The organism is Dongia sp., assembly GCF_041905885.1.
Taxonomy (GTDB): Bacteria; Pseudomonadota; Alphaproteobacteria; order Dongiales; family Dongiaceae; genus Dongia.
The window spans coordinates 243,550-268,711 of record NZ_JAYRKD010000001.1; the positions used below are offsets into that span (position 1 = coordinate 243,550).

Sequence of the window (25,162 nt, forward strand, 5' to 3'; positions counted from 1 at the left end):
CCGCCGGGAAGCGGCCTCAGCCGACCCTAGAGAGCGTTCTTCAGCTTCTCGTAGTTCCCGTTGGTGCGCAGGGTGACCGTAACGTCGCGCGTCGTGCGGTTACGCCAGAACCAGCCATGATTCCCGTCGAAAGCGGCCTGAATGACGCCGGTGTCGGATTTGACGCCCCGGCCCTTCGCGTAGGAGATCTTGCTGCCGCCGCCGTCGCCATGCGTGTCATAGTTCACGACATCTGTTGCGGACCAAGCATAGGCTGCTTTCGCGCCTTCGCGCATCACCAGCTTGACCTCGAGCCCTTCGCCCGGCGTCAAGGTGAAGCTTACCTCATCAGTCCGACCGGCCGCGGCTGTTGCGGCCTGTTGGGCGGGGGCATTGGGAATCGCCGGTGCGGCTGCCGGCTGTGTCGGTGCTTCCGCCTGCTGCGCGGGCGCGGGCGCTGGCACCGGGGCCGGAGCGGGCTGAATCGGTGCCGCTGGTGGTGGAACGGCCGCGGCCTGCGCAACCTGCTGGCTCTTGGAGGCGTCCATCGCGGCTTCGGCGGCGAGCTGCATCTTGATCTCGCCCATCTGCGTCAGGCCGAGCAGCCGACCGATCCCGGTGGGATCGAGTGCATATTCGGCGGGCAGTACGATGAATGCCAGAATGATCCCGGCGATCGACGCCGCGATGCTGGAGGAGCGCTGTAGTTGAGCGGCGGTGGGGAGGTCGGCGCGCCGGGGAAGATTCGAATTATACATCTGGGAATTCTCCGGATCACATTACGAAGAAGCCGGTCAACTGATAGCCGATCAGCACGAAGCCGGCGGTCATCATTGCGACATTGGCGGTATAGGCGTACGTCCAGAAGCTCTTGGTGCCGCGCCAGTAGCCCATGACGATGAGGATTGAGCCGAGCGCCAGCATCTGGCCGATCTCGACACCGACGTTGAAGGCCAGCAGATTGGGGATGAGGCCGTCGCGCGAGATCTGGTAGTCTAGAATCTTGGTCGAGAGGCCGAAGCCATGGAAAAAGCCGAAGATCAAGGTGGCGGCTTTGGTGTTCGGCTGGAAGCCGAGCCAACGCTTGAAGGCGCCGACATTGTCGAGCGCCTTGTAGACCACCGAGAAGCCGATGATCGCGTCGATGATGTAGCTGTTGACGCCGATCTCGAAATAGACGCCGAGCAGCATGGTCGTGGAATGCCCGATCGCGAACAGGCTGACATAGATCGCGATATGCTTCATTCGGTAGAGGAAGAAAATCACGCCGAACAGGAACAGGATGTGGTCGTATCCAGTCACCATGTGCTTTGCGCCAAGATAGAGAAACGGCAACAGGTGGATGCCGGTGATTTCCTGAATGTAACCCTTGTCACCGGCAGTGACGCCGTGCGCGAGTGCCTGACTCGCCGTCGCCATTAGGGCGAGGACGGCAAGTCCTATGCGGAATGCGGCGTTGCGCGCCGGGGGGCGCGTGGTAAGCGTCATTTCAGAGCTCCGAGAGAAATGCGGTTGCGGCCGGTTGGGCCGGATGGGCCGGCCGTCAGGCCCTCGGGGGACGCTCGAATCCGTCGCCTTTGCGCGCGACCCGGAGCATTGTCGGCTGCGCGAACCAGTTTCTGGGCAAGTCGAAGAAGGCGCTCTCGCTCGCCGGAGCCTCGCGCCCGACCTCATGGTGGTCCAACGTCTCGCCATGATGATCGAACGGGGTGTCAGGATCAGAATGGCTGGCGGCCGAGGCCGAATTCAGCCGCTCGAGTGAAATCCCATGCGGAGCCTTGGCGCCTGGAAGAAGACCGCAGGTCACCGCCAGCAACGCCGCGAACAGGACGCGAAGCCCCGATCGCAGAATCGCGTCTGGCAACCAAGCTCGATTTCGGGCTTCCGTTCGGGCCATGCTGGTCTCTTGGTGAGCGAGTCGACTCGCGCTGCTGCAATCTTATCCTCTCCAGGAGGATGCTGCGCAAGAAAGAAAGCTGCCGCTCCGGCCTGCCGATGTGGGAAGCCCCTCCCAGGGGTCAGGAGGGGCTTCGTGAGAGCACCGGTGTGGGGATGCTTCCGGCGCTACCACCGGACATCACGCTAGTGATGATGTCCGACCGGCTCAGACATATGGAACGGGACGGTCGCCGTCCTGTCGCCCGCCGCCTTCAGCTCAAGATTCGCTTCGAACTCATGCGGCTCGGCCGGGGCGGACTGACTCTCGTAGATGCGCGCATCGTCCTTCGACCGGAGCAGCGGCAGGATCTCGGTCGTGCTCCCGCGAAAAATATGCACGACCGCCCGGATCTCGGAATCCGGCTTCGTGAGCGACAGGCGCATCCGCTCGCCGAGGTCGGTGTCCACAATGGCGATGGTGCCGGCTCCGAACGCGCAATCGAAGGCGAACGGCTCCGGTGCATGATGTCCGGCCGGTGCCGCCGGCATGGCGTCGCCCGGACCGTCCGCGTCAAAGATGACCGTCGCGGCGCTCAGTGGCGGGATATGCGCGGCAAGTTCGCTTTTGAGGTTGCCGGCGATCTCGTTCGCGGCTCCGACGCTGAGGCTGTTGTCGACGGCGACGGTGATCTCGGCGCGCAGCTTGTGGCCCAGCCAACGGGCCTTCACATCGGTGACCCCGCGAACGCCAGCGACATGTTCCGCGGCGTGCCGGATCTCGGCCGTCACCTCGGGCTGGATCCCGTCCAGCGAGCGCTTGATCACGGCCTTGGCCGACTGCCAGACGATCCCGAAGATCGTCAGGGTGATGAGCAGGCCGACGATCGGATCGGCCAGCGGGAAACCGAGCCAGACGCCGGCCGCACCCAGCACCACGGCAAGGCTGGTGAGCCCGTCCGTGCGGGCGTGATAGCCGTCGGCAATGAGAGCGGTGCTGTTCATCTCCCGCCCGACGCGAATGCGAAAGATCGCGACAGCTTCGTTTCCGATGAAGCCGACAATCCCCGCGATCGCAACGGCCAGCAGCTGGGTGACCGGTTGCGGATGGATCAAGCGGTCGATCGCTTCATATCCGGCGATCAGCGCGCTCACCAGAATGATGAAGACGATGACGAGGCCGGCGAAATCCTCGACCCTGCCCAGGCCATAGTTGAAGCTCGCCGTCGCCTTCCTCCGCACCAGGACAAAGGCAATCCAGAGCGGCACGGCGGTGACGGCGTCGCCGACGTTGTGGATCGTATCGGCGAGCAACGCCACGCTGCCCGTGTAGAAGACCACGACGAGCTGCAGGATCGACGTCACGGCCAGGATGGCGAATGACCATTTGATCGCCCAGACGCCGCGCTCCGATGAGGAAAGGGAGGGATCTATGACGCCATGGGTGTGACCGTGCGACCCCTGCTGCCCGGCATGGGCCGCCGATGTCTCAAATGACAGCGCATCCTGCCTGCCAAAGCCGAACCACTCCTTCATGCGTCCAATCATCGTATCACCTGGTTTTGAGCGAATAGGCGGGCATCTGCCAGCATGTCGAGCCGGCCGGGTTCTCTGCACGGGGGCGCCGGCCATGGGCATTGGTCAGAAGCCGCGATGGACATAACCTATCCTCCAGGGGAGGATATGGCAAGAGCCAATCCCGACGATCCGGGTCCGATACCCGTGACATCTTCGCTCACCCCGCCCAAACCTCGCGCGACCGCTGCGCGGCAAGGAAAATCAGGCGGCGGCTCGCCTGGCGCGCCTTGAATAGCGGGCTCAATGCGGCTCGGGCCCGGGACGCCGGCCCTGGACTTCCGGTTCGGTTTGTGATCTATCCTCTCCAGGAGGATAGGAAATATCATGACTGACGAAGATTTGCACGGAAGCCACCCCGATATCGTGAAGCGCCTGAAGCGCGGGCAAGGCCACCTCCGCAGCGTCGTGGAGATGATCGAGGCCGGCCGCCCCTGCCTCGAGATCGCGCAGCAGCTGTACGCCGTTGAGAAGGCGATCAGCAAAGCAAAGCGGGTGCTGATCCAGGACCATATCGATCATTGCCTCGAGCATGCGGTCAACGGCAGCCGTCGCGCGCCGTTGGGTGAGTTCAAGGAAATCTCGAAGTATCTCTGACCGAGGCTAAAACATGACATCCTTCACCGATCTGCTGCAGCAGGGCTCGGCTCACGCCTGGCTATTCATCCCGAGCGCCATTCTATTGGGGGCGCTGCACGGGCTGGAGCCCGGCCACAGCAAGACCATGATGGCGGCCTTCATCGTCGCCGTCCGCGGCACGGTTGCGCAGGCCGTTCTGCTCGGAATCATGGCCACCATTTCGCACACGCTGATCGTGTGGGTGGTGGCTTTGGGCGGCATGTATCTCTGGAACGGGTTGAGCGCCGAGACCGTGGAGCCCTATCTGCAGCTCGCATCCGCCGTCCTGATCATCGGCGTGGCGCTGTGGATGTTTCTGCGGACACTGCGCGACAACCAGCAGGCCAAGATGGCGGTCGCCGGCCATGACCACGGACACGATCATGGGCATGACCACAGTCACGACCATGGGCATGACCACGACCATCCCCATCCCCATCCCCATCCCCATGGCGAGGGCGCGCACGCCCATGCCGCGGATGTGCGCAAGATCGATACCGGCCACGGCATCATGAATGTCGAGGTCTTCGAGGATGGTGTTCCGCCGCGCTGGCGCATTACGCAATCATCCGCGTATGGCTGGAAGGCAGCCGAGGTCTCGATGCGAACCGATCGGCCGGACGGAAAGACCCAGACTTTCCGCTTTGTCGATCGCGGCGGCTTCATGGAATCGATCGAGGAGATTCCCGAGCCGCATGAATTCACCGCAAGGCTGACCCTCGCGCATGGCGGCCACAGCCACGATTACGACCTTACCTTCACCGAGCACGCCCATGGCGAATCGCATGGTCATGCCGAACTCGAAGGACTGGATGTGTCGTCGAGCGACTATCAGGATGCACATGAAAGAGCGCATGCCAACGATATCCGCAAGCGATTTGCCAACCGCAATGTCACCACCGGCCAGATCGTTCTGTTCGGATTGACCGGGGGCCTCATTCCCTGTCCGGCTGCGATCACCGTGCTGCTGCTCTGCCTGCAGCTGAAGGAGATCAGCCTCGGAGCGGTCCTGGTGCTCTGCTTCAGCATCGGGCTGGCGGTCACTCTGGTCGTGGTCGGTGCCGTCGCCGCGCTCGGCGTCCATCATGCGTCGAAGCGATGGAGCGGCTTCAGCACCTTTGCCCGGCGGGCGCCCTATTTCAGCAGTGTTCTCATCGCTCTGGTCGGAATCTATCTCGGCGTGCAGGGTTGGTACGGTCTTCAAGCCCTCGGATCAGCCACTTAGGAGCGGGCGGCAGCGCGCGTCCGGCGCGCTGCCGCAGGCCCACCGGCTGTGCCAATCGTCCGGAGCTTGTCGTTTGCAACGCCATATTCCTCGCGGGTAAGATGAACCTGAGCGCAATGCGAGGAATGGCTTATGAAGCGGGACGAAAAAACCAAGTCTAAACAAGGGGAAGGGCACGCTGCCTCGGAAGGCACCGTCCATCGAAGCCATAAGCAATTGATCAACCGGCTGCGCCGCGCCGATGGGCATCTGAAGAAGATCATTGCAATGCTGGAGGGTGGCGAGAGTTGCTTGTCCATCGCGCAACAGATGCAAGCCGTCGTCAGTGCCCTGGACACCGCCAAGACGGTCCTGATCCACGACCATATCGATCACTGCCTGGAACAAGTGACCGGTCCGATCGAACGCAGCAAGCGCGGACCGATCGACGAATTCAAGGAGATCACCAAGTTCCTGTGATGCCGGCATGAAAGCCCCGAGGGTCGAAGTGTCACGTCTGCACTTCATTTTTCCGGTCTCGATGATCCTCGCCGGCCTCGCCTTGTCGGGCCTATCGGCGTCGGAACTGCAGGCCCAGAATGCCGCCCATCAGATCGACCACGACACGCTCAGCAGGTTGGCTTGGGTGCGCGCCGGCGTGAAGGCCTGCCGTGACGACTCTCCCACCATGGCCGGGCATCTCGTTGAGGCTTACGAGGGTTGGGTCGCCAAGACCCCTGTCATGGAAACCCTGATCAAGCAGATCGACGATCCCGCGGACGCGGCGCTGACCGCGGAGACGCGCGGGCAATACGGCGAATCCTTCAAGCAGGTCGCGCAGATATTCGAATGGAAGCGCGTCAACGAGCCGGAGGATTTCGCGGAACTCTGCGACAAGCTCACCAAGGATCTGGCCGGGTTCAGAGACGACAACACTGCCGAATAGGCGCTTTTTTAGGCGCGCGTGCCTCGGCTGAAGGCAACGTCCACCGCCGCGCGAACAGCACACTCCGCCGCGGCGCTTGCGACCACAAAAGCGCAAGCTTGGTTTCAATTGTATAGACAAGTATCCTCCCCCAGAGCATTCTGAGTCAAGCGCACGGCCGGGCTCAACGGCCGTCTTCGACTCGAAAACAGGGAGACAAGAATGGACAAACTGCACCGTCGCGACTTCCTCGCCGGCTCCGCGGGGCTCGCTTTCCTGGCGGGGCTGCCGCGCCTCGCCATCGCCGAAGCGCATAATGTGCTGAAGATCGCGATCGCTTCAGAAACCGGCGATCTCGACCTGCTGCAGAACGTCTCCAGCCTCAGCTCATACACCGTTGTGTTCGACGCGCTCATCCAATACGGACCGGATGGAAAGCTCGAACCCGGCCTTGCTACCAAATGGACCGTTGCCGAGGACCAGAAGTCGATCGCGTTCGATCTCCGCGAAGGCGTCAGCTTCAGCGACGGCACGCCCTTCGACTCCGCCGCGGCGGAGTGGAACCTCCGCCGCTGGATGGGTGTGGCGGACTTCTCCTGGATCGGTGTCTCCGACGCCTTCGACACAGTGGCGGTCGATGGCCCGAACAAGATCACCGTGAAGCTGAAGCGACCGGTTCCCGCGGCGCTTCTGGAGCTGACGATCGTGCGCCCGGTGCGCTTCCTGTCGCCGAAAGCGGTGGATGCCAGCGGCAAGCAGAAGGCACCGATCGGCACCGGGCCCTGGATCGTCGAGAAATATGATGCGAGCGAGACCATTCTGGTCCGCAACGACAAATACTGGGGCGAGAAGCCGCAGATCGAGCGCCTCGAATTGAAAGTGGTGCCGGACGAACTGGCGCGGGCCAATGCGCTGCGCTCCGGCGACCTCGACGTGATCGGCGGTGACTGGGTCGCGACCCTCTCGCCGCGGCGGGCGAAGGCCTTGAAAAGCGAGGGGATGGAAGTCTTCGCGGCGCCGGGCACCGCGACACTGATCGTCGGATTCTCGCCCAAGTCCAAGAACGTGGCCGACAAGGCGGTCCGCCAGGCCGTCAACCTCGGCATCGACCGGGCGGCCGTCGCCAAGGTGTTGTTCGAGGGCTATGCCGATCCGATCAACGATGTCTTCCCGGCCAATGTCCCGTCATCGGGCAAGCGTCATGAGATCCCGGCACGCGATGTCGCCAAGGCCCAGAAGGCCTTGACCGAGGCCGGCTGGGCGCAAAGCGGCGCCGCCTGGTCCAAGGATGGGGCGCCGCTGGCGCTGGACTTCCTGGTCTCCGAAGAATCACTGCCCGGCTCGCGCCGCATCGCCGAGATGCTCCAGGCGCAGCTCCGTGAGGTCGGTTTCGACGTGAAGGTGTCCTCGGTCGACAACGCCACGATGCACGAGCGCCGGCCGGCCTTCGACTACGACCTCACCTTCTTCCCGACTTACGGCGCGCCCTACGATCCGCATGGGACGCTCGGCAATGCCTTCGTCTCGACCGTCGATAGCGGCCCGGATGGAAAGATCTATGTGGCCGACGCGCTCGACGCCATGGTCAAGGCGGCGCTGGACGCGGGCGGCGCGGAACGCGAGACCAAGTTGCAGGCGGTTTACGACTGGCTCTACGACAATGCCGCCGTATGCCCGCTGGTCGTGGCCCAGCGTCTCTGGGCGCACAGCAAGCGGGTGCAGAACTTCTCGCTGCCGGCGACGGATTACGATCTGCCGTTCCAGGGAATCTCGTTGAAGGCCTGAGGCCCGAGGCTGGATTCCGAAGATGTGGCGTAACATCCTGCGCCGGGTGGCGCTGGCCTGTCTGCTCGTGGTGGCCGCTTCCGCCGTGACCTTCGGTCTGGTCACGGCGGCGCCGGGCAACGTCGCTGCGCTCATTGCGGAGCGCGCCGCGGGGCCGGGCGCCGATGCCGAGATGATCAAGAAGATCGGCAACGAGCTCGGCCTCTACGATCCTCTGCCCGTGCGTTACGGGCGCTGGCTGCTCTCCGCTGTGACCGGCGATTTCGGGGTCTCGCTGCGCACCGGCAAGCCGATCTCGGAAGAGTTCGCGTCGCGCCTGCCGATGACCGGGGCATTGCTCGCCGGCGGCGGTGTGCTGGCCTTCGTCCTGTCGCTCGGGCTCGGGCTGGCGGGTGCCATCAGCAACGGCGGTCCGACCGACCGACTGCTCCATGGCTTCTCCCTGATCGGCGCGTCGACGCCGAACTTCTTCGTCGCGGCGCTGCTGGTGATCCTGTTCTCGGTGATGCTCGGCTGGGTTCCGACCTTCGGCGTGAGCGGCTTTACCTCCTGGCTGCTGCCATGGGTCACGGTGGCGCTGTTTCCGGCGTCGGTGCTGAGCCGGGTCGTGCGGGTCAACCTGCAGGAAGTGATGTCGCGACCCTTCGCGACGACCGGATTCGCCAAGGGCTACACCCGGACCAATGTGCTGGTTCGGGAGGCGCTGCCGAACATCGCCGTTCCCTTCCTCACCACCTTCGGCGCGCAATTCACCCTGATGATGATCGGTGCCATCGTGGTCGAGACGGTGTTCGCGCTCAGGGGCATCGGCGCCTTCTTCATCGACGCGATCCGGTTCCGCGATTTTGTCGGCATGCAGGCGGTCCTGCTGCTCTTCGTCGTCTTCTTCGTGTTCGTGAACCTCGCCTTCGACATCATCTGCGTCTTCGCCGATCCGCGGCTGCGCCGGACGAGGGGGTAGGGCCATGTTCGAGCGCATCCGACATTGGCCCTGGCTGCTGCTGACACCAGTGCTGCTCTTCGTGCTGGTCGCGGTGCTCGGCCCTTCCCTGGTGCCCTACGACCCCGCGGCGCAGGACTATGACGTCACGCTCCAGGGTCCGAGCTGGGTCCATTGGCTCGGCACCGACTATCTCGGCCGCGACATGCTGAGCCGTATCGTCGGCGGCGCGCGGGTTTCGCTGATCGCGATGTCGATCGTGCTGGTCGCGGCATTGGCCATCGGCGTGATGATCGGCTCCTTCGCCGGCTATGTCGGCGGCCGGGTGGAGCTGGCGCTGATCAGCATCATCGACATCGCCCTGGCACTGCCGAGCTTGGTGATCGCGCTGGCGCTGATCGGGATCCTCGGCGCCGGCTATTGGTCGATGATCGTGGCCCTGACGCTGGCCTGGTGGGCGAATTACGCCCGGATGAGCCGGGCGGTCGTGATCGCCGAGCTGCAGCAGCCCTATATCGAAGCCGCTCGGATAATGGGCGCCAGCCATCTCTGGATCTTCGTCCGTCACCTGCTGCCGCATGTGCTCGGCCTGGTGGTCGTTTACGCCAGCGCCGATGCCGGGGCGCTGGTGCTCGCCATCGCCACCTTGAGCTTCCTCGGCCTCGGGGTGGCGCCGCCGACGCCGGAATGGGGGCAGATGCTGGTCGATGGCATGAGCTATATCGAGGAGTTCCCGCGTCTCGTCGTCATGCCCGGCATCGCCCTGACCTTGGTCGTCGTAAGCTTCAATGTGTTGGGCGAAGCCTTCGCGCTGCAGAAGGTGCCGAAGCCGGTCCGTGGCCGGTCGCTCCGCCGGCGGAAGACCCTGCGCCAGCGCGAAGAGGTTGCCCGCGCCGTAGCCGAGCACGGGACGCACCCGGCATGACCAGCGCGGAATCCATCTACTCGGTCGAAGACCTGGTCATCGATCTCTATGCGGCCGATGTGACGGTGCGGGCCGTGGACGGAGTCTCCTTCGGTGTCGGCGAAGGCGAAACGCTGGCGATTGTCGGCGAGAGCGGCTCCGGCAAGACGGTCATGACATTGGGGCCGCTCGGTCTGCTGCCGGAAGGGGTCGCGGTCAACATGCGCGGTCGGGCCCAGGCGAACGGCAGCGAGCTCCTGGAAATGGACCAGGGCCAGCTCTCTGTGCTGCGCGGCGGATTTTTCGGAGTCGTGTTCCAGGACCCGATGAGTGCACTCAACCCGATGCTGAAGATCGGCCCACAATTGGCCTCGCAAGCGATGCGTTTCGCCGGTCGCACCAAGGCCGAGGCGCGCCGCGATGCGGTGTCGCTGCTGGCCCGCACCGGCATCCCGGATCCCGAGGACCGGTATCATCGCTATCCGCATGAGCTCTCCGGCGGCATGCTGCAGCGCGCGATGATCGCGCTGGCTTTGGCGGCGAAGCCGCGGGTCTTGGTCGCGGACGAACCGACCACAGCGCTCGACGCGACCGTTCAGGCGCAAATCCTCGCCCTGATCCGGGACATTCAACGGGATGAGGGGGTTGCGGTCATCCTGATCACCCATGATATCGGCGCGGTTTCCTCGGTCGCCGACCGCGTGGTCGTGCTCTATGCCGGGCAGGTGGCGGAGACGGGAACCGCCCTCGATGTCCTGACCCGGCCGGTGCATCCCTATACGCGCGGTCTTCTCGCATCGGTCCCGGATTTTCGCTCGGCCGACGCGGCGCAGGCGCTGCGCGAGATCCCGGGCAGCCCGCCCAGCCAGATCCGTTTGGAGGCCGGGTGCCGTTTCGCCGATCGCTGCGCGCTCGTCGAACCGGCCTGCCGACAATCGCGTCCCGTCCTTCAGCCGGTTCCGGGATCTTCCGCGGGTCACAGTGCCGCCTGCCCGGTCGTGCTGCGGGAGCAGGGTGCGGCTCATGGCTGAAACTCCGGCCATCGAAGTCAGAGGGCTGAAGGTGCATTTCCCTGGCCGGGCCGGCCGGGGCGTCGTGCGCGCCGTCGATGGAGTCGATCTTTCGATCCGGCGCGGCACATTCCATGGCGTCGTCGGCGAATCCGGTTGCGGCAAGACCACGCTGGCACGCGCGATCATCGGCTTGCAGAAGGTGACCGAGGGCCAGGTTCTGATCGAGGGACGCGACCGCGCAGAGTGGCAGCGCGACGATCGCAAGGGCTTCAGCCGCGCGGTGCAATTCGTGTTCCAGGATCCACTGGGTTCATTGAGCCGCCGCCAGACGGTTCTGCAGTCGATCGAGGAGCCGCTGCAGATCCATGGCGCCGGGAGTCGCGATGAGCGAATGCGCCGTGTCGAAGAGTTGCTGGATCTCGTCGCCTTGCCGGCCACGGTGCTCCACCGATTGCCGCGGTCGCTGTCCGGCGGGCAGCGTCAGCGGGTTTCGATCGCGCGGGCGCTCGCTCTGCAACCCTCCATGCTGATCTGCGACGAGCCGCTGAGCGCGCTCGATGTCTCGATCCGGGCGCAGATCGTCAATCTCTTCAAATCGCTGCAGGAGAGGCTCGGGCTCACCATCGTTCTGATCGCCCATGATCTCGCGATCGTGCGCGAGATCTGCTCGACGGTCACCGTCATGTATCTGGGCAAGGTGGCGGAAGCCGGCGAGGCGCGGCCGCTGTTTCACGACCCGTCGCATCCCTACAGCCAGGCGTTGCTCGCCGCGGTCCCGTCGCCCGATCCCCGCATCGAGGCCGAGCGCCGCCGGGTGATTCTCGCCGGCGATCCGCCGAGCCCGAGCGCGCCGCCGCCGGGCTGCCGCTTCAGCACGCGCTGCCCGGTCGCCCGCGACATCTGCGGTCGCGAAGAACCCGCACTCCGCGCGGTTTCGCATGGCGGCCTGGCCGCCTGTCATTTCGCGGACCCGGAGGGTCATCCGCACGTCTGACGCGGGGCGCGGATCAGGTCCAGCTGAGTACGATCGCCGCCAGCACCAGGTAGCGTCCCACCTTGGCGATGGTGACCAGCAGGAGAAAGACGCCCAGCGGCTCGCGCAGGATGCCTGCGGCGAGGGTGAGCGGGTCGCCGATGATGGGCGCCCAGCTCAGCAACAGCGACCACTTGCCGTAGCGCCGATACCAGGTCTGGGCGCGTTCCAAGGCTTGGTTGCTGGCTGGAAACCAGCGGCGACCGCGGAAACGCTCGACGCCCCGGCCGAGCAACCAGTTGACGGTCGATCCGAGAACGTTGCCGATGCTGGCCACCAGAATCAGAAGCCAAGCCGGCTGGCTGCCGGCCAGCAGCAGACCCGCCAGCACGGCTTCGGATTGCATGGGAAGGATGGTCGCTGCGGCCAGCGCCGTCACGAACAATCCAGCATACACGGCGAGTTCGGTCATGCGCCGAAAATAGACGACCGGCGCGGCGTTGCCCTTGACGAAATCGTCCATATGACAAAGTTCTTGTAGGGACTTCCTCTGCCACGACGTTGAGGTCGCTCTTTGTTCCGCAATGCCGCATTCATGATGGTGCTTGCGCTTGGCAATACGTCGCCGCGACTTGCGCGTTTGGCGACACCGTCTCTTACGCCGACCCCACCAAGGTCGACATCTCGGTGTTCCGCCAGATCGCCTGGGTCCGATCCGCGACGGATATGTGCATCGATGACTCGAAAACGCCTAACGACAGTCTAATCGAAGCCTATACTGATTGGCTGGGCAGCAACCATGAAATCGAAGGACTAGTGGGTTGGCTTGATAGGCAGGCGGTGCGGGGCGAAGGGGAAGATGGGCGCCTAGCCTACGCCCGTGCCCTCGAAGTCGCGGCGAGCCTCTTCGCCGACATCCGAACGCAAAGTCCTGACCGCCTGGCTGCTCTCTGCGACGCGCTGACGGAGGATCTCGCCGGAGGAAAGTACGACTTTCGTCAGCCTCATTGAACCCCAGCCCGGCCTCCCGCCCGTCGTCGGAGCACATCGCGGCTGCTTAGGTGGTCGTCTCCGGCGCCTGGCGCTATTTTACGCGCGTTCAGACCGGTGAATTTCGCCCCGCCGCGTTATAAGATCGGCGATGTCCATCGAGACAATGGGGAGGCGCGCATGTTCAAGCGAGTCACATTCGCATCGGCGCTGCTTGCCTCGATGGGTGACACGTTGCCCGCTTCGGCCTTCGAAGTGGATGGCTTCAAATCTGGCATGACCGAGAGCGAGGCGCTGGAACGGCCCGGAGCCGCGGAGTTCGCACGAGGAAAATCCGACCCGGAAAATCGGGCCGAGCAGTACGTGGCCCAGTCGCCGCTGCGCGTCCTTACGTTTTGCGACAAAGAGCTGATCGCCTATCAACGCGACTTCTCCAGTGACTGGCACAGTTTCGTGCAAGCGCTCGAGAAAGCCTCGCGTGATTTCGGGGCGGGGTCGAACTCCGAGCGCATACGGGATGTCGCCGGCCTTGGAACAAGCAGCGTCCTTTCCATGGTGTGGGAGCGACCCGGCGGCGACTTATACGAGATTGCCCGAGGACAGGTCGGCGACAACGCCGCGCAGAACTACGAGTACTATTTCGCCCCGAACAAATGCTTCAAGCGGGGAACATGAGCTTCGAAGGTCGTCCAACCGGAGGCAGTCGGCCGGCATGCCCAGATGGTTCAAGATAACGTTGTTTGTGTTGAGCCCGTTCATTCTGGCGGCCCTTGGGTTCAGCGTAGTCAAGCTGTTGAACCACCCGAATGAGCACCGCGCCGAGGCCGTGCAAGAATGCATTTCGCTCAGCGGCTATGGCCACTGGGTTCCTTCCGCGCGGCAAACGCTGGAAGAATTCTGCGCCGAAACGCAGTGGTCCTACGAAAACGATCTCGCTCACCGCCGTTGATCTCGGTCACCGGACCCCGTTCATCGAGTTCCCAAACGCTTGCCGGCTCCGCGGAGTTTCAAACCATCCGGCCGTCGGCGTCGCGCAGCGCGAGACTGGGTCATCTCCCCTTGCTAGAATGCCCCGAATGAACAGCTTCATGCCCCATGAACAGCGGAGGCCTGACCCATGGGCCAGCACAAGAGACCTATTGCGGCGGTAGCCTATGCCCTGGGATCCGCCGCCCTATTCGGCCTCAGCACGCCTTTTGCCAAGATGCTGCTTGGCGATGTTTCGCCTTGGCTGCTGGCCGGTCTGTTCTATCTTGCGTCGGGCCTCGGCCTCGGCGCCATTCGCCTGTTCAGGCGCAGCGGCGAAGCGCAGCTCAGTCGAGGCGATGTTCCCTGGCTGGGTGCGGCGATCTTCGCAGGCGGCATCTGCGGCCCGGTCCTTCTGATGTTCGGACTGACAGTGACGCCCGCATCGCAGGCGGCGCTCCTGCTCAATCTTGAAAGCGTGCTGACCCTCTTTATCGCCTGGATCGTGTTCAAGGAGAACGTGGATCTCCGCCTTTTCATCGGCGCGGCAGCGATCGTCGCTGGGGCGGTCATTCTGTCCTGGCCGGGAAAGATCGATACGGATTGGGGCTGGGGGCCTGTATTGATCGCCGGCGCCTGTCTCGCCTGGGCGATAGACAACAACTTGACCCGAAAGGTGTCTAGCGCCGATCCGGTCCAGGTCTCGATGTTGAAGGGACTGGTCGCTGGCAGCGCCAACGTCGCGATCGCACTTGTGCTCGGGGCGGCATTTCCATCGGTCGCTCTCCTGGCGGGAGCAGCGGTTGTCGGTTTCCTCGGCTATGGCATATCGCTGGTGCTGTTCGTCTTCGGTCTACGGCATCTCGGGACGGCGCGGACCGGTGCTTACTATTCTCTGGCACCCTTTATCGGCGCCGGCGCTGCGATCGCCTTTCTGGGTGAAAGCGTCACGACGACGTTCATCATCGGCGGTATCTTGATGGCCGTCGGCCTATGGATGCATTTGACCGAACGTCATCTGCATATTCATGACCACGAGCCGTTGGAACATGAGCATGCACATGTCCACGACGCGCATCACCAGCATAGCCATGCGGAACCCGTCGGCGCCGAGCCGCACAGTCATCCGCACAAGCATGGAAGGCTGTCACACGGCCATGCTCACTATCCCGATCTGCACCATCGGCATCCGCACCCGCACTGACTGACATACGGGCGGCGTGCCGGCGTTCGGCCGACTATCCCTGGGCCTGGCTGATCAGTGCGAAGGATCGCGACGGTCGCCGGAGCGTGCCGCGCAGCATGACGGTCCCGCGCGAGACGGCGGGCAGGCCGCGCTCGTTCGCCCATTCGCGCAAGGCCACATGCTCGACCGGGATGTCCAGCCGCGCGAATTCAGCGTCCGGGAGCACGCTCTGCACCAGCGCCGTGGCTTCAGTCTCGGTCTCGGCGACGACCGGTCCGATCACGCTACCGGCGCCGAAGCGCCGGCGGAATGCGAAGCCTGCGATCCGGCCGCCGTCCAGAAGGACGCTGCCGGATGCGATGCCCATGAGGCGCGAGAGAATCTCCGGGCGCGGGTAGCCGAGCTGCCGCGCGTCTAGTTCCGCGACGGTGTCGAAGTCCGCTTCCGTGATCGGCCGGATGCCGCCGCGGCTCTGACCCGGCGCCAATCTTGCGATGCCTTGATGCTGCTCGACCTCACCGATCGTGACGAAGCCCAAGGCTTGATAGAGGGCGAGGCCCGCGGTGGTGGAAACCAGTTGCAGCGATCTCGAGCCGGCATCCTCGAAGATGGCGGCCATCAGCCGGCGGCCGATGCCGGCGCGCTGGGCATCCGGCGAGACGACCACCATGCCCACCGAACCGTGCTTCTCTCCGAACGGCCACCAAAGTGCTGCACCCACCAGGGCGTTGTCGGTGTTCCAGGCGCCGAAGCCGCGCGCGGTCGCTTGGAGAAACGCCCAATCCTCCAGGCGATGGGCCCATTTGAGTGCTGTCGTCAATCGATGCGCATCGGGCAGATGCGCCGCGTCAAACACATCGATCCGGATGCCGGATTGGGAGGTCATCGTCTGGCCGTTGCGCTCTGTGCTATCACGGTGCGGGGGCCCGCCAGCGGTCGATCGCATCGCGGACCTGGAGATAGCTGCCGACCGCCGGCAGGAACCAGGGCGTTCCGGTATAGGCGCGGTGACCTTCGAAAGGGCTTGCCTCGAAGGCGCTGACCGGCATCCGGTCGTCGCCGGCGATCTTGCCGCTCAGCGCGTGGCCGAGATGCGTCATGAGCGAGATGCCGCTGCCGTTGCAGCCGACGCAGTGGTAGAGCCCGTCATGCGCGCCGATATGTGGCACGGCGTCGAAGGTGAGACCCACCAGACCGCTCCAGACATGCGCGATGCCGACATCTTTAAGCTGGGGAAACCGCTCGACCATGGCGCGGCGCAGCAGCATGGCCGCGCGCGCCGGCGATATCGGGTAGAACCGGGTGCGGCCGCCGAACAGCAAGCGTCTGCCCGACGGCGTGAAGCGGAAGTAGTTCAGGACGCGGCGGCTCTCCGAAATGCTGCGCCGCTGCGGAATGATTTCCGCGGCGATCCGCTCCGGGATCTCCTCGGTGACCACCACGTGGCTCGCGACCGGAATGATCCGGCGCTTGAGATAGGGATCGAGGCCATCGCGGTAGCCGTTGGTGGCGAGAACCACGGCACCGGCATCGATCGGACCGCGGCTGGTCGTGATCCGGAAACCGGCAGGCCGCCGTTCCAGGCGCAGCGCCGGCGTGCCGCCGGCCAGCCTGGCGCCATGGCGGCGCGCCGCCTCGGCCAGGCCAAGCGCCAGCTTGCCCGGATGGAGCTGGGCCGCGCGCTTGATGAGCAGGCCGCCATGGTAGAAACGGCTGCCGAGCTCGGCTTCGGTCTCCGCCTTGTTGAGGACCGAGGCTTCGGCGCCGGTGACGGTGTTCAGCTCCTCGATGCGCGCGCCGAACTCGTCCGCGTGCTGCGGCGTCCAGGCAGCCGTGATTCGCCCGGTCGACTGGTAGTCGCAGTCGATCGCGTGCCGGGTGATCGTCTCTTCAAGGAAGGTCATGGCGCCGGCGGCTTCGCGCAACATCGCGCGGCGCTGTTCCGGCGAACTGTTCGGCAGCTTCCTGCCGGCCAGCGACTTGCCGGTGGTGACGCCGCCGGACACCTGTCCCGCCGACCGGCTGCTGGCGCCATGCCCGATCTTGCCGGAATCGATCACCGTCACCGATATGCCGCGCTCGGCGAGGCCCAGCGCGCAGCTCAAGCCGGAAAGTCCGGCCCCGATGACGACGACATCGTCGCGTTCCGGCAGATCCGGCGCAGTCTCGGGCGGATCCGCATCGCGCCACCAGAAGGAGGATTCCTGCGGCGAGGCCACTTGCGCTCGACCCGCGGTCAGAGATGCCGCATCTGCGGGCTCTGTCCCATGATCCAGAGAATCTCGGCGGGCTCGCTGGCCTCGTTGATGACCTGATGCTCCAGCGTGCTTGCGAACTGGAAGCTGTCGCCGGGGGAGAGTTCGGCCTGTTCTTGCCCGACCACCAGCCGGATCTTGCCCTTCAAGACCAGCCCCGCCTTCTCGCCCACACCCATCACCACTTCTTCGGACTTGGCGCCGGGCGGGAAGGCGATCAGCATGAACTGCAGGCCTTGGGTGTCGCGCGGCGAGAGCAATTGCTTGGCCAGCGCGTGCGGCCCGACATTGAAGTGCGGCCGATCGCCGAGACGGCGCACGAAGGAGGGATCCTCGGCATGTCCCGACGGTGCATCTTCCAGCAGAGCGCTCATCGAGACGCCCAGCGCCTTGCGGATCCGCTCCATGGTCTTCAGCGATGGGTTCGCCCGGTCGCGTTCGATCTGGCTGACGATGCCGACTGAGAGGCCCGATTTCAGCGCCAGTTCATTGACCGTCCAGCCGCGATCGCGGCGAAGGGTTCGCACCCGTAGGCCAATCGAAGGGCCGAGTTCCCCATCCTCGTCGTTCGGTTCAATATTCTGCGTCATCGCGCTGTCCCTGACCTGGCTTTAGCCGCTGATTTTCAACCTAATGCGTTTTTTCTGACCTGTCGGTCGCGGCACGCTTCTACAACGGCCGGCGCGGTTGCGCAATATGCCTCAGTTAAGTGTATGTAATGCATAAATTTTTATCCTGAGTACGGCAAGGCGCCGAGGATTTGGCGTTACCGGGCGCTCCAGATTTTTTCACTATCTTGAGATTCGCGGCTCGTTGTGGAAGAGTTAAATGAACAACAGCGATGACGGCCGCATCATGCCGCTGCCTGCTCCCCAGTCGATGGATTTCAATCCGGACGAGGTGCCGATGCCCGAGGGGCATTGGATCGACGGCGCCCTGCTCACCGCGGGCAGCGACCGGATCCCGGTCCGCCGGCCTTCCGACGGCAAGATCTTCGCTGAAATCCCCGATGCCTCGGAGGATGTCGTCGATCGGGCGGTCGCCGGCGCGGCCGCGGCCCTGCGGACCAGCGGATGGGCCGAGCAGCCGCCGCGCGCGAGAGCGCGGGCGATGCGGCGGTGGGCCGATCTGATCGATGCCGATACCGAGCGGCTGGGGCGGTTGGAAGCCGCCGGGACCACCCGTCCGATCGCCGAGATGCTGGCGAACGACGTGCAGTTCACCGCCGAGGGCATCCGCTTCTTCGCCGAATACGCCGACAAGCTCGGCGGCGAGGTCCTGGCGACCCAGGCCGACCATTTCGCGATGTCGGTCGCCGAACCCTACGGCGTGGTCGCGGCGATCGCGCCCTGGAACTTTCCGCTCTCGCTCGCTTCCTGGAAATGCGCCCCGGCTCTGGCGGCCGGGAACGCGGTCGTGCTGAAGCCTTCGGAGCTGACACCCTTCTCGGCGGTGCGGCTGGCTGAGCTCGCGATCGAGGCCGGGATCCCCAACGGCATCCTCAATGTGATCCAGGGCCGGGGCGCCACGGCCGGCCGCAGCTTGGTCCGCCACGGCCAGGTCGGAAAGATCACCTTCACCGGCTCGCCCGCGACCGGCGCCTCCATCATGGCGGAAGCGGCCTCAAGCGGTATCAAGCCGGTGACGCTGGAGCTTGGCGGCAAGAGCCCCCAGCTGGTCTTCGGCGACGTGCCGGATGTGGCTTCGGTCGCGCATTGCATCGCCCGCGGCATCCTCGGCAATGGCGGACAGGTCTGCGTCGCCGGGTCCCGCCTCATCGTCCAGCGCCGGATCGCGGACGAGCTGCTGGCGCGGGTGTCCAGCCTGATGCGGCAGGTGCGCCCCGGTGCGACCTGGTGCGGCGCCACCAAATTCTCGCCGATCATGAACAATGCGCAGCTCACCCGGATCGAACGGATCGTCGCCGAGAGCCGAGCAATGGGCGCCGTCCTCGAAACCGGCGGCCGGCGCATGGAGGAAGGTCCGGGCGGGGACTTCTACGCACCGACGATCCTCTCCGGGGTGCGGCGGGATATGCCCTGCGTGAAGGCGGAGATCTTCGGGCCGGTCCTGACGGTGCAGACCTTCGACACCGACGAGGAGGGGATCGGACTCGCCCAGCATGAGGACTACGGCCTCGCCGCCGGAATCCACACCGAGAATCTCGGCCTCGCCCTCTCCGCCATGCGGCGCATCCCCGCCGGGACGGTCTGGATCAACCGCTACGGCCGCACCCATGATTTCATCATCCCGACCGGCGGCTTCGGCCGTTCCGGCTTCGGCAAGGATCTCGGCCGCCAGGCCGTGGAAGCCAATCTCCGGCACAAGAGCGTGCTCATGGATCTGGGCTTTCGGCCGGCTGCACAGGCAGTATAGTGAAATATCGGCCGCCAAAGCCTGCGGAAATTTCATTTATATGAATATTGGACTCGACAAGGTGCCGAATCTGGGCGCATTCTGATCATCAAGGCTGAAAGACGACAAGAATCAAACAGCCGTCACGCGTTCGCTAACAGGGAGAATGCAAAATGATGAACCTGCCTCGCAGAGCCTTCAACCGGGCCGTGCTGCTTGGATCGCTCGGCGTTGCCAGCACGCAGGCCTGGCCCGGCATGGCCGTCGCCGCCGAAGGCGACACCCTCAAGATCGCCCTGATGAAGCCCGCCGGGAATCTCGACCCGCATATCTATCGCGGGGTCTGGGGCGTGCAATCGATCATCTACGATCCGCTGGTGGTCTACGGCGACAACGGCACGCTCAATCCAGGCCTGGCCGAATCCTGGTCCGTCTCCGAGGACGGCAAAGTGCTGACCTTCAAGCTGCGCAAGAATGTGAAGTTTCACGACGGCACGCCCTGGAATGCCGAAGCGCTGAAATGGAACTTCGACCGCTGGATCGGCAAGGAGGATCACAGCTGGATTGTGACCTCGGCGAATTACGACAGCCTGAAGATCGTCGATCCAGAGACCGTCGAGCTGCATTTGAAGAAGCGGATCCCGCAGGCGCTCATGGAGCTGACCGTGGTCCGCCCGGTGCGCTTCCTGAGCCCGGCCTCGGCCGCCGCCGACGGCAAATACCAGACGCCGATCGGAACCGGTCCCTGGAAAGTGGAGAGCAGCGACGAAGGCAAGACCGTGATGGTCCGCAACGAGGACTATTGGGGTCAGAAGCCGAAATTCGCGAAGATCGAGTTCGTCGTCATGCCGGACGGCCGCAGCCGCACCGCGGCCCTGCGGGCGGGCGAGATCGACATTGCCGGCGGCGACTATGTTTCGCCGATCACGCCGGAAGATGCCGATATCCTCAAGTCCGGCGGCGTCGGCGTGGTGACCGTCGAAGGCACCAACACCTTCGTGCTGGGCTTCAACACCCAGCGGCCGAAGCTGCAGGATCCGCGGGTCCGCCAGGCGATCTCGCTCTCGGTCGATCGCACCGCCATCTGCAATGTGATCTATGCCGGTTACGCCTCGCCGACCGCCAACCTGTTCCCGGCCTCGGTGCCCTATGGCGGCAAGCGCATTCCGGTTCCGGCGCGCGACGTCGCGGCGGCGAAGAAGCTGCTCGACGAGGCGGGCTGGACCGGTGACGGGACGCGCAGCAAGGACGGCCAGCCGCTGGCCTTCGAGCTGGTGCTCTCGGAAGAAGCGGTGCACGGTTCACGCGCGGCCGGCGAGGTCATCCAGGCGGAGCTTCGCGAAGTCGGCATCGAGGTGACCATCCGCTCGCTCGACCATGCGACGCGGCACGGCGACATTCCGGAAGGCAAGTACGACCTCACCTTCTTCTACAGCATCGGCGCGCCCTACGATCCGCACAGCACGCTGACCAACTATTTCCTCTCCACCTTCTACAACGGTGCCGACGGGAAGATGTTCACCAGCACGGAGCTCGATCCCTTCCTGACCGAGGCGATCGAAGGCACGGGGGCCAGTCCGGAAGAGAGCTACCAGAAGGTCTACGACTGGATCGAGAAGAACCACGCCATTGCGCCGCTGTTGCACCCGCAGCGGATCTGGGCGCACACTGCCCGGGTTCAGAACTTCAAGATTCCTCCGACGGAATACGACATGCCGTACGAAGGAATTTCGCTGCAGAGCTGACGGATCATGCCGCAGTTCATACTTCGGAGAGCCGGACTGGCCGCGGTGCTTCTGCTCTTCGCGTCGGTCCTCTGCTTCTCACTTGTCATCGCCGCGCCGGGCAACGTGGCGGTGCTGATCGCCGAGCAGCGATCGGGCACCGTCACCAAGTCCGACGTGGAGAAGGTGGAGAAGGAGCTTGGGCTCAAGGATCCGATGCCGGTGCGCTATGCGCGCTGGCTGGGGCAAGCGGCCCAGGGCGATCTCGGGCCGTCGCTCCGGACCGGTGAGGACATCGTCACGGCGTTCTGGAAGCGGCTGCCCAACACCGGGCTCCTCTTGTTGGGCGCCGGGATCGTCTCGCTGGTGGTCGGCGGGGTGCTGGGATTTGCCGGCGCCCTGCTGCCCGGTTCCACCTTGGACAGGCTGCTCCGGGCGGCGGCGATGCTCGGAATCTCGGTGCCGACCTTCTTCACCGGCGCCTTGCTCATTCTGATCTTCGGCGTGGTGCTGCGCTGGCTGCCGGTCTACGGCTATGACGACATCAAGGGCTGGATCATGCCCTGGCTGACCCTCGGCATCTTCCCGGGCTGCGTGCTCAGCCGCTTGATCCGCGTCTCGATCGAAGACCTCGCGACCCGCCCCTTTGTCATCACCGCGCGGAGCAAGGGATTCGGACAGCTCCACGTCATTGCCAAGGAGATCCTGCCCAACCTCGCGCCGATCCTGGTCACGGCCTTCGGCACTCAGTTCGGCATCATGATCTTCGGGGCCATCGTGGTCGAGCCGATGTTCTCGATTCAGGGCGTCGGCTACTACTTCATCGAGGCGGCGAAGTTCCGGGACTTCACGGTCGTGCAGGCCTGCCTGCTGCTGTTCGCCGCCTTCTTCATCGTGCTGAATGCCACGGTCGATGTATGCGCCATCGCCGTCAACCCCAAGACGCGCCGGATCTGACCCATGTCGCTTATCACCGAAGTCGTCCGGGAGATCTCAAAGCTGCCGCGCGCGGCGAAGATTCCGGTTGGACTGTTCCTGCTGGTCGCTATCTTCGGCCCGATGCTGGCGCCCTATGATCCGGTCGCCCAGAATCTCCTGGATGCGAAACAGGGCTTCAGCTGGACCCATCTGCTCGGCACCGACAACCTCGGCCGGGACACTTTGAGCCGCCTGCTGGCGGCGGCGCGTGTCTCCGCGGTCGGCATTTCCTTCGTGCTCGGCATCGCACTCGCGATCGGCGTCACGCTTGGCGCGATCGCCGGTTTCATGCGCGGCGTGGTCGATGAGTTCATCATGCGGCTCGTGGACGTCGGCCAGAGCGTTCCCAGCCTGGTCGTGGCGCTCGCGGTGATCGGCGTGTTCGGCACCGGCTTCGACATCATGATCCTCGCTCTGGCGCTGGCCTGGTGGCCAGGCTACGCTCGCGTCAGCCGCGCGGTGGTGACCTCGGTCCTGCAACAGCCGCATATCGAGACTCTCTACGTGCTCGGTGCCCATCCCGCGCGCATCTTCCTGCTGCATCTCCTGCCGACCGCGATCGGCGCGGTCATCGTCTATGCCAGCGCCGATGCCGGCGCCATCGCGCTCACCATCGCCACCTTGAGTTTTCTCGGCCTCGGCATTCAGCCGCCCACCGCGGAATGGGGGCAGATGGTGGTCGATGCGCTGCCCTTCCTGGAGACCCATCCCTTGCAGGTTCTGCTGCCTGGTGCTGCGCTGACCCTGGTCGTGGTCGGTTTCAATGTGCTCGGCGAAGCGGTCGCGCTCGGCAAGACGCCGCGGCCGCTTGCACGCCGGACCATCCGGGAGCGTCGCACCGAGGCCTTGAAGGCGGGGCTTGCATCATGAATCGCATTGAGCCCGTGGCGACGGCACTGCTCACGGCACGAAATCTTTCCGTCATGCTGCACACCCGCTCGACCAGTGTCAGCGCGGTCCAGAACGTGAGCTTTTCCTGTCGGGCGGGATCGACGCTTGCCATCGTCGGCGAGAGCGGCAGCGGCAAGACCGTTCTCAACCTGGCGCCGCTCGATCTCATGCCGGTCGGGGTCACCGTCGATCTCGGCGGCGAGCTGCTGCTCGACGGCCAGGATCTCCTGAAGATGTCGGCCGGCGAGCTCCGGAAGGTCAAAGGCTCGAAGATCGGCGTCATCTTCCAGGACCCGCTGAGCGCGCTCAACCCGGCGCGCCCGATCGGGCGGCAGATTGCCGAGGTGGTGGAGCGGCATCTGGGCGTGAGCGCCGCCGCGGCCGAGGCGCGCACCGTCGAGCTGCTGCGCACGGTCGGCATCCCCGATGCCGAGACCCGGATGCGGCAGTACCCGCATGAGCTCTCCGGCGGCATGCGGCAGCGCGTGATGATCGCGATCGCGATCGCCGCCGAACCCAAGATCCTGATCGCCGACGAGCCGACCACCGCCCTCGACGTGACGGTCCAGGCCCAGATCATCCGCCTGCTCAAGGATCTGCAGCAGCGTTTCGGCATGGCGATCATCCTGATCACGCATGATATCGGCGTGGTTTCCGGCATGGCGGACGATGTTGCGGTCATGTATGCCGGCCGCTTCGTCGAGACCGGCAAGGCGGCGGATGTGCTGGTCGATCCGGCGCATCCCTATACGAAGTCGCTGCTCGCGGCGATTCCGCGGGAATCCGATCCGGTCGGCGCGCCGTTCCGGGGCCTGAGCGGTATGCCGCCCAATCTCAGCCAGAAGATCGTCGGCTGCGCCTTCGCGCCGCGCTGCGAGTCCGCGATCCCGATCTGCGGCACCGACCGGCCGGCGCTCGGCGGCGTGCCCCTGATGACGGATCGGTTCGCCGCCTGCCATCTGCTGGATGCCGCGGTCGTCAATAAAAGGGCCCGCGCATCATGACGGCACTGCTGAAGGTCGAGCAGCTGGTGACCCGCTTCGCGGGTCCGAAGCCGGGAACCTACTTCCACGCCTGCGATGGGATCGATCTCGAGGTCCGGCAGGGCGAGATCCTGGGCCTGGTCGGCGAATCCGGCTGCGGCAAGTCGACGCTCGGCCGGAGCATCATCGGGCTTGAGAAGCCGGCGAGCGGCCGGGTCATCTTCAACGGCGTCGATCTTGCCACCTTGCGCGGCGCGATGCTCCGGAAGACCCGGCGGCGGATCCAATACATCTTCCAGGACGCCTATGCCTCGCTCAACCCGCGGCAGACCATCGGCCAGACGCTCGATGAAACCCTCATCATCAGCGGCGAGCGGAGCGATGCGGCGCGGTCCCGCGCCATCGAAGGCCTGCTGGACAATGTCGGCCTTGCCGGCGAGATCGCCCAGCGGTTTCCGCGCGAGCTCTCCGGCGGACAGCGCCAGCGCGTCTCAATCGCGCGGGCGCTGGTCATGAAGCCCGAGCTGCTGATCTGCGACGAGCCGGTCAGCGCTCTCGATCTCTCCGTGCGCGCCCAGGTGATGAATCTCATCATCAAACTGCGCGAGACCATGGGCATGGCATGCATCTTTATTGCCCATGACCTCGCCTTGGTGCGGCAGGCGGCACAACGGACCATGGTCATGTATCTCGGGAAGATCGTCGAGCTGGCGCCCAGCGACGAGCTCTATGCGACGCCGGGCCATCCCTACACGAAGGCCCTCCTGAGCGCGATCCCGGACCCCGATCCGCGGATCGAAAGCACACGCGAGCCGATCCTGCTCTCGCGCGAACTGCCGAGCCCGCTTGATCCGCCGAGCGGATGCCGTTTCCACACCCGCTGCTGGATGCAGACCGAAACCTGCACCGCTTCGGCGCCTTCGCTCGATGCCGTCGGCAAGCCGGGCCATCTGAGCGCCTGCCACTACCGCGACCAGGTCCTGCAGCAGGCCGGCGCCCGGTAGGGGTCCAGGATCCCAACTTCATCAATTTGATTCGCTTGG

The 25,162-nt window shown here is 64.8% G+C and carries 27 protein-coding genes; 19 read left to right on the top strand and 8 right to left on the bottom strand.

Features of this window, described 5'->3' with window-relative positions; translation table 11 throughout:
- Positions 1-26 precede the first annotated feature (26 nt).
- The 4 genes from ACH2CY_RS01160 to ACH2CY_RS01175 form a co-directional block, all read right to left on the bottom strand.
- Entirely contained in the window at positions 27-737 is a 711-nt protein-coding gene (locus ACH2CY_RS01160; protein ID WP_395015002.1) for a hypothetical protein, read from the bottom strand.
- Positions 738-753: 16 nt separating this feature from the next.
- Positions 754-1,467, bottom strand: coding sequence for a HupE/UreJ family protein (locus tag ACH2CY_RS01165; RefSeq protein WP_395015004.1), 714 nt, complete (start codon positions 1,465-1,467; stop codon positions 754-756).
- 55 nt (positions 1,468-1,522) lie between these two features.
- The gene (locus ACH2CY_RS01170; RefSeq protein WP_395015005.1) at positions 1,523-1,876 is read right to left on the bottom strand and encodes a hypothetical protein; all 354 of its coding nucleotides are present in this window, start codon (positions 1,874-1,876) and stop codon (positions 1,523-1,525) included.
- Positions 1,877-2,061: 185 nt separating this feature from the next.
- Complete coding sequence (locus tag ACH2CY_RS01175; protein WP_395015007.1) at positions 2,062-3,390, bottom strand: cation diffusion facilitator family transporter; 1,329 nt, start codon at positions 3,388-3,390, stop codon at positions 2,062-2,064.
- Positions 3,391-3,756: 366 nt separating this feature from the next.
- Here ACH2CY_RS01175 and ACH2CY_RS01180 point away from each other — a divergent pair, with 366 nt between their 5' ends.
- From ACH2CY_RS01180 to ACH2CY_RS01220, 9 genes are all read left to right on the top strand, one after another.
- Entirely contained in the window at positions 3,757-4,026 is a 270-nt protein-coding gene (locus tag ACH2CY_RS01180; protein ID WP_395015009.1) for a metal-sensing transcriptional repressor, read from the top strand.
- A 13-nt stretch (positions 4,027-4,039) separates the two neighbouring features.
- Complete coding sequence (locus ACH2CY_RS01185) at positions 4,040-5,272, top strand: nickel/cobalt efflux transporter (protein ID WP_395015011.1); 1,233 nt, start codon at positions 4,040-4,042, stop codon at positions 5,270-5,272.
- Between the two features lie 132 nt (positions 5,273-5,404).
- Complete coding sequence (locus tag ACH2CY_RS01190) at positions 5,405-5,731, top strand: metal-sensing transcriptional repressor (RefSeq protein ID WP_395015014.1); 327 nt, start codon at positions 5,405-5,407, stop codon at positions 5,729-5,731.
- Between the two features lie 28 nt (positions 5,732-5,759).
- A complete protein-coding gene (locus ACH2CY_RS01195; protein ID WP_395015016.1) occupies positions 5,760-6,197 on the top strand; it encodes a hypothetical protein in 438 nt (145 codons plus the stop codon).
- Between the two features lie 201 nt (positions 6,198-6,398).
- Entirely contained in the window at positions 6,399-7,961 is a 1,563-nt protein-coding gene (locus tag ACH2CY_RS01200; RefSeq protein ID WP_395015019.1) for an ABC transporter substrate-binding protein, read from the top strand.
- Between the two features lie 22 nt (positions 7,962-7,983).
- The gene (locus tag ACH2CY_RS01205; protein ID WP_395015021.1) at positions 7,984-8,922 is read left to right on the top strand and encodes an ABC transporter permease; all 939 of its coding nucleotides are present in this window, start codon (positions 7,984-7,986) and stop codon (positions 8,920-8,922) included.
- Between the two features lie 4 nt (positions 8,923-8,926).
- Positions 8,927-9,826, top strand: coding sequence for an ABC transporter permease (locus ACH2CY_RS01210; RefSeq protein ID WP_395015023.1), 900 nt, complete (start codon positions 8,927-8,929; stop codon positions 9,824-9,826).
- Positions 9,823-10,836, top strand: coding sequence for an ABC transporter ATP-binding protein (locus ACH2CY_RS01215; RefSeq protein WP_395015025.1), 1,014 nt, complete (start codon positions 9,823-9,825; stop codon positions 10,834-10,836). The genes ACH2CY_RS01210 and ACH2CY_RS01215 overlap by 4 nt, the downstream gene beginning before the upstream one ends.
- Positions 10,829-11,812, top strand: coding sequence for an ABC transporter ATP-binding protein (locus ACH2CY_RS01220; protein WP_395015028.1), 984 nt, complete (start codon positions 10,829-10,831; stop codon positions 11,810-11,812). Before ACH2CY_RS01215 ends, ACH2CY_RS01220 begins: the two co-directional genes overlap by 8 nt.
- Positions 11,813-11,825: 13 nt before the next feature.
- Here ACH2CY_RS01220 and ACH2CY_RS01225 read toward each other — a convergent pair whose 3' ends face one another.
- Positions 11,826-12,263 (bottom strand): YqaA family protein, encoded by a 438-nt coding sequence (locus ACH2CY_RS01225; RefSeq protein ID WP_395015269.1) that lies wholly within the window; start codon positions 12,261-12,263, stop codon positions 11,826-11,828.
- 215 nt (positions 12,264-12,478) lie between these two features.
- Between ACH2CY_RS01225 and ACH2CY_RS01230 the strand changes: the two genes are divergently transcribed.
- The 4 genes from ACH2CY_RS01230 to ACH2CY_RS01245 all read left to right on the top strand — a co-directional run bounded on the left by ACH2CY_RS01230 (position 12,479) and on the right by ACH2CY_RS01245 (position 14,951).
- Complete coding sequence (locus ACH2CY_RS01230) at positions 12,479-12,802, top strand: hypothetical protein (RefSeq protein ID WP_395015030.1); 324 nt, start codon at positions 12,479-12,481, stop codon at positions 12,800-12,802.
- A gap of 159 nt (positions 12,803-12,961) precedes the next feature.
- On the top strand, positions 12,962-13,456 hold the full coding sequence (locus ACH2CY_RS01235; RefSeq protein ID WP_395015032.1) for a hypothetical protein: 495 nt from the start codon (positions 12,962-12,964) through the stop codon (positions 13,454-13,456).
- Positions 13,457-13,493: 37 nt separating this feature from the next.
- Positions 13,494-13,730 carry a hypothetical protein gene (locus ACH2CY_RS01240; RefSeq protein ID WP_395015034.1) on the top strand — a complete coding sequence of 79 codons (237 nt, stop codon included), beginning with the start codon at positions 13,494-13,496 and terminating at the stop codon, positions 13,728-13,730.
- A gap of 168 nt (positions 13,731-13,898) precedes the next feature.
- Positions 13,899-14,951, top strand: a complete 1,053-nt coding sequence (locus ACH2CY_RS01245) for an EamA family transporter (protein ID WP_395015036.1) — start codon at positions 13,899-13,901, stop codon at positions 14,949-14,951.
- 34 nt (positions 14,952-14,985) lie between these two features.
- Here ACH2CY_RS01245 and ACH2CY_RS01250 read toward each other — a convergent pair whose 3' ends face one another.
- The 3 genes from ACH2CY_RS01250 to ACH2CY_RS01260 are packed head-to-tail and all read right to left on the bottom strand — an operon-like array spanning position 14,986 to position 17,778.
- Positions 14,986-15,819 carry a GNAT family N-acetyltransferase gene (locus ACH2CY_RS01250; protein ID WP_395015039.1) on the bottom strand — a complete coding sequence of 278 codons (834 nt, stop codon included), beginning with the start codon at positions 15,817-15,819 and terminating at the stop codon, positions 14,986-14,988.
- Positions 15,820-15,844: 25 nt separating this feature from the next.
- Positions 15,845-17,152: an NAD(P)/FAD-dependent oxidoreductase gene (locus tag ACH2CY_RS01255; protein WP_395015040.1), complete on the bottom strand. Its 1,308-nt coding sequence runs from the start codon at positions 17,150-17,152 to the stop codon at positions 15,845-15,847.
- Between the two features lie 17 nt (positions 17,153-17,169).
- The gene (locus ACH2CY_RS01260) at positions 17,170-17,778 is read right to left on the bottom strand and encodes a helix-turn-helix domain-containing protein (protein ID WP_395015041.1); all 609 of its coding nucleotides are present in this window, start codon (positions 17,776-17,778) and stop codon (positions 17,170-17,172) included.
- 238 nt (positions 17,779-18,016) lie between these two features.
- Here ACH2CY_RS01260 and ACH2CY_RS01265 point away from each other — a divergent pair, with 238 nt between their 5' ends.
- From ACH2CY_RS01265 to ACH2CY_RS01290, 6 genes are all read left to right on the top strand, one after another.
- The gene (locus ACH2CY_RS01265) at positions 18,017-19,564 is read left to right on the top strand and encodes an aldehyde dehydrogenase family protein (protein ID WP_395015043.1); all 1,548 of its coding nucleotides are present in this window, start codon (positions 18,017-18,019) and stop codon (positions 19,562-19,564) included.
- A 152-nt stretch (positions 19,565-19,716) separates the two neighbouring features.
- Complete coding sequence (locus ACH2CY_RS01270; protein WP_395015044.1) at positions 19,717-21,288, top strand: ABC transporter substrate-binding protein; 1,572 nt, start codon at positions 19,717-19,719, stop codon at positions 21,286-21,288.
- Between the two features lie 6 nt (positions 21,289-21,294).
- A complete protein-coding gene (locus ACH2CY_RS01275; protein ID WP_395015046.1) occupies positions 21,295-22,224 on the top strand; it encodes an ABC transporter permease in 930 nt (309 codons plus the stop codon).
- Positions 22,225-22,227: 3 nt separating this feature from the next.
- Positions 22,228-23,115 (top strand): ABC transporter permease, encoded by an 888-nt coding sequence (locus ACH2CY_RS01280; RefSeq protein ID WP_395015048.1) that lies wholly within the window; start codon positions 22,228-22,230, stop codon positions 23,113-23,115.
- Positions 23,112-24,140, top strand: coding sequence for an ABC transporter ATP-binding protein (locus tag ACH2CY_RS01285; protein WP_395015051.1), 1,029 nt, complete (start codon positions 23,112-23,114; stop codon positions 24,138-24,140). Before ACH2CY_RS01280 ends, ACH2CY_RS01285 begins: the two co-directional genes overlap by 4 nt.
- Entirely contained in the window at positions 24,137-25,123 is a 987-nt protein-coding gene (locus tag ACH2CY_RS01290; RefSeq protein WP_395015053.1) for an ABC transporter ATP-binding protein, read from the top strand. Before ACH2CY_RS01285 ends, ACH2CY_RS01290 begins: the two co-directional genes overlap by 4 nt.
- Positions 25,124-25,162: the final 39 nt, after the last annotated feature.

Excerpts from the sequence above, each read along its gene's own strand:
- ACH2CY_RS01160 (WP_395015002.1), bottom strand. The coding sequence starts at position 737 with ATGTATAATTCGAATCTTCCCCGGCGCGCCGACCTCCCCACCGCCGCT.
- ACH2CY_RS01165 (WP_395015004.1), bottom strand. The coding sequence starts at position 1,467 with ATGACGCTTACCACGCGCCCCCCGGCGCGCAACGCCGCATTCCGCATA.
- ACH2CY_RS01170 (WP_395015005.1), bottom strand. The coding sequence starts at position 1,876 with ATGGCCCGAACGGAAGCCCGAAATCGAGCTTGGTTGCCAGACGCGATT.
- ACH2CY_RS01175 (WP_395015007.1), bottom strand. The coding sequence starts at position 3,390 with ATGAAGGAGTGGTTCGGCTTTGGCAGGCAGGATGCGCTGTCATTTGAG.
- ACH2CY_RS01180 (WP_395015009.1), top strand. The coding sequence starts at position 3,757 with ATGACTGACGAAGATTTGCACGGAAGCCACCCCGATATCGTGAAGCGC.
- ACH2CY_RS01185 (WP_395015011.1), top strand. The coding sequence starts at position 4,040 with ATGACATCCTTCACCGATCTGCTGCAGCAGGGCTCGGCTCACGCCTGG.
- ACH2CY_RS01190 (WP_395015014.1), top strand. The coding sequence starts at position 5,405 with ATGAAGCGGGACGAAAAAACCAAGTCTAAACAAGGGGAAGGGCACGCT.
- ACH2CY_RS01200 (WP_395015019.1), top strand. The coding sequence starts at position 6,399 with ATGGACAAACTGCACCGTCGCGACTTCCTCGCCGGCTCCGCGGGGCTC.
- ACH2CY_RS01205 (WP_395015021.1), top strand. The coding sequence starts at position 7,984 with ATGTGGCGTAACATCCTGCGCCGGGTGGCGCTGGCCTGTCTGCTCGTG.
- ACH2CY_RS01210 (WP_395015023.1), top strand. The coding sequence starts at position 8,927 with ATGTTCGAGCGCATCCGACATTGGCCCTGGCTGCTGCTGACACCAGTG.
- ACH2CY_RS01215 (WP_395015025.1), top strand. The coding sequence starts at position 9,823 with ATGACCAGCGCGGAATCCATCTACTCGGTCGAAGACCTGGTCATCGAT.
- ACH2CY_RS01220 (WP_395015028.1), top strand. The coding sequence starts at position 10,829 with ATGGCTGAAACTCCGGCCATCGAAGTCAGAGGGCTGAAGGTGCATTTC.
- ACH2CY_RS01225 (WP_395015269.1), bottom strand. The coding sequence starts at position 12,263 with ATGACCGAACTCGCCGTGTATGCTGGATTGTTCGTGACGGCGCTGGCC.
- ACH2CY_RS01235 (WP_395015032.1), top strand. The coding sequence starts at position 12,962 with ATGTTCAAGCGAGTCACATTCGCATCGGCGCTGCTTGCCTCGATGGGT.
- ACH2CY_RS01240 (WP_395015034.1), top strand. The coding sequence starts at position 13,494 with ATGCCCAGATGGTTCAAGATAACGTTGTTTGTGTTGAGCCCGTTCATT.
- ACH2CY_RS01245 (WP_395015036.1), top strand. The coding sequence starts at position 13,899 with ATGGGCCAGCACAAGAGACCTATTGCGGCGGTAGCCTATGCCCTGGGA.
- ACH2CY_RS01250 (WP_395015039.1), bottom strand. The coding sequence starts at position 15,819 with ATGACCTCCCAATCCGGCATCCGGATCGATGTGTTTGACGCGGCGCAT.
- ACH2CY_RS01260 (WP_395015041.1), bottom strand. The coding sequence starts at position 17,778 with ATGACGCAGAATATTGAACCGAACGACGAGGATGGGGAACTCGGCCCT.
- ACH2CY_RS01265 (WP_395015043.1), top strand. The coding sequence starts at position 18,017 with ATGAACAACAGCGATGACGGCCGCATCATGCCGCTGCCTGCTCCCCAG.
- ACH2CY_RS01270 (WP_395015044.1), top strand. The coding sequence starts at position 19,717 with ATGATGAACCTGCCTCGCAGAGCCTTCAACCGGGCCGTGCTGCTTGGA.
- ACH2CY_RS01275 (WP_395015046.1), top strand. The coding sequence starts at position 21,295 with ATGCCGCAGTTCATACTTCGGAGAGCCGGACTGGCCGCGGTGCTTCTG.
- ACH2CY_RS01280 (WP_395015048.1), top strand. The coding sequence starts at position 22,228 with ATGTCGCTTATCACCGAAGTCGTCCGGGAGATCTCAAAGCTGCCGCGC.
- ACH2CY_RS01285 (WP_395015051.1), top strand. The coding sequence starts at position 23,112 with ATGAATCGCATTGAGCCCGTGGCGACGGCACTGCTCACGGCACGAAAT.
- ACH2CY_RS01290 (WP_395015053.1), top strand. The coding sequence starts at position 24,137 with ATGACGGCACTGCTGAAGGTCGAGCAGCTGGTGACCCGCTTCGCGGGT.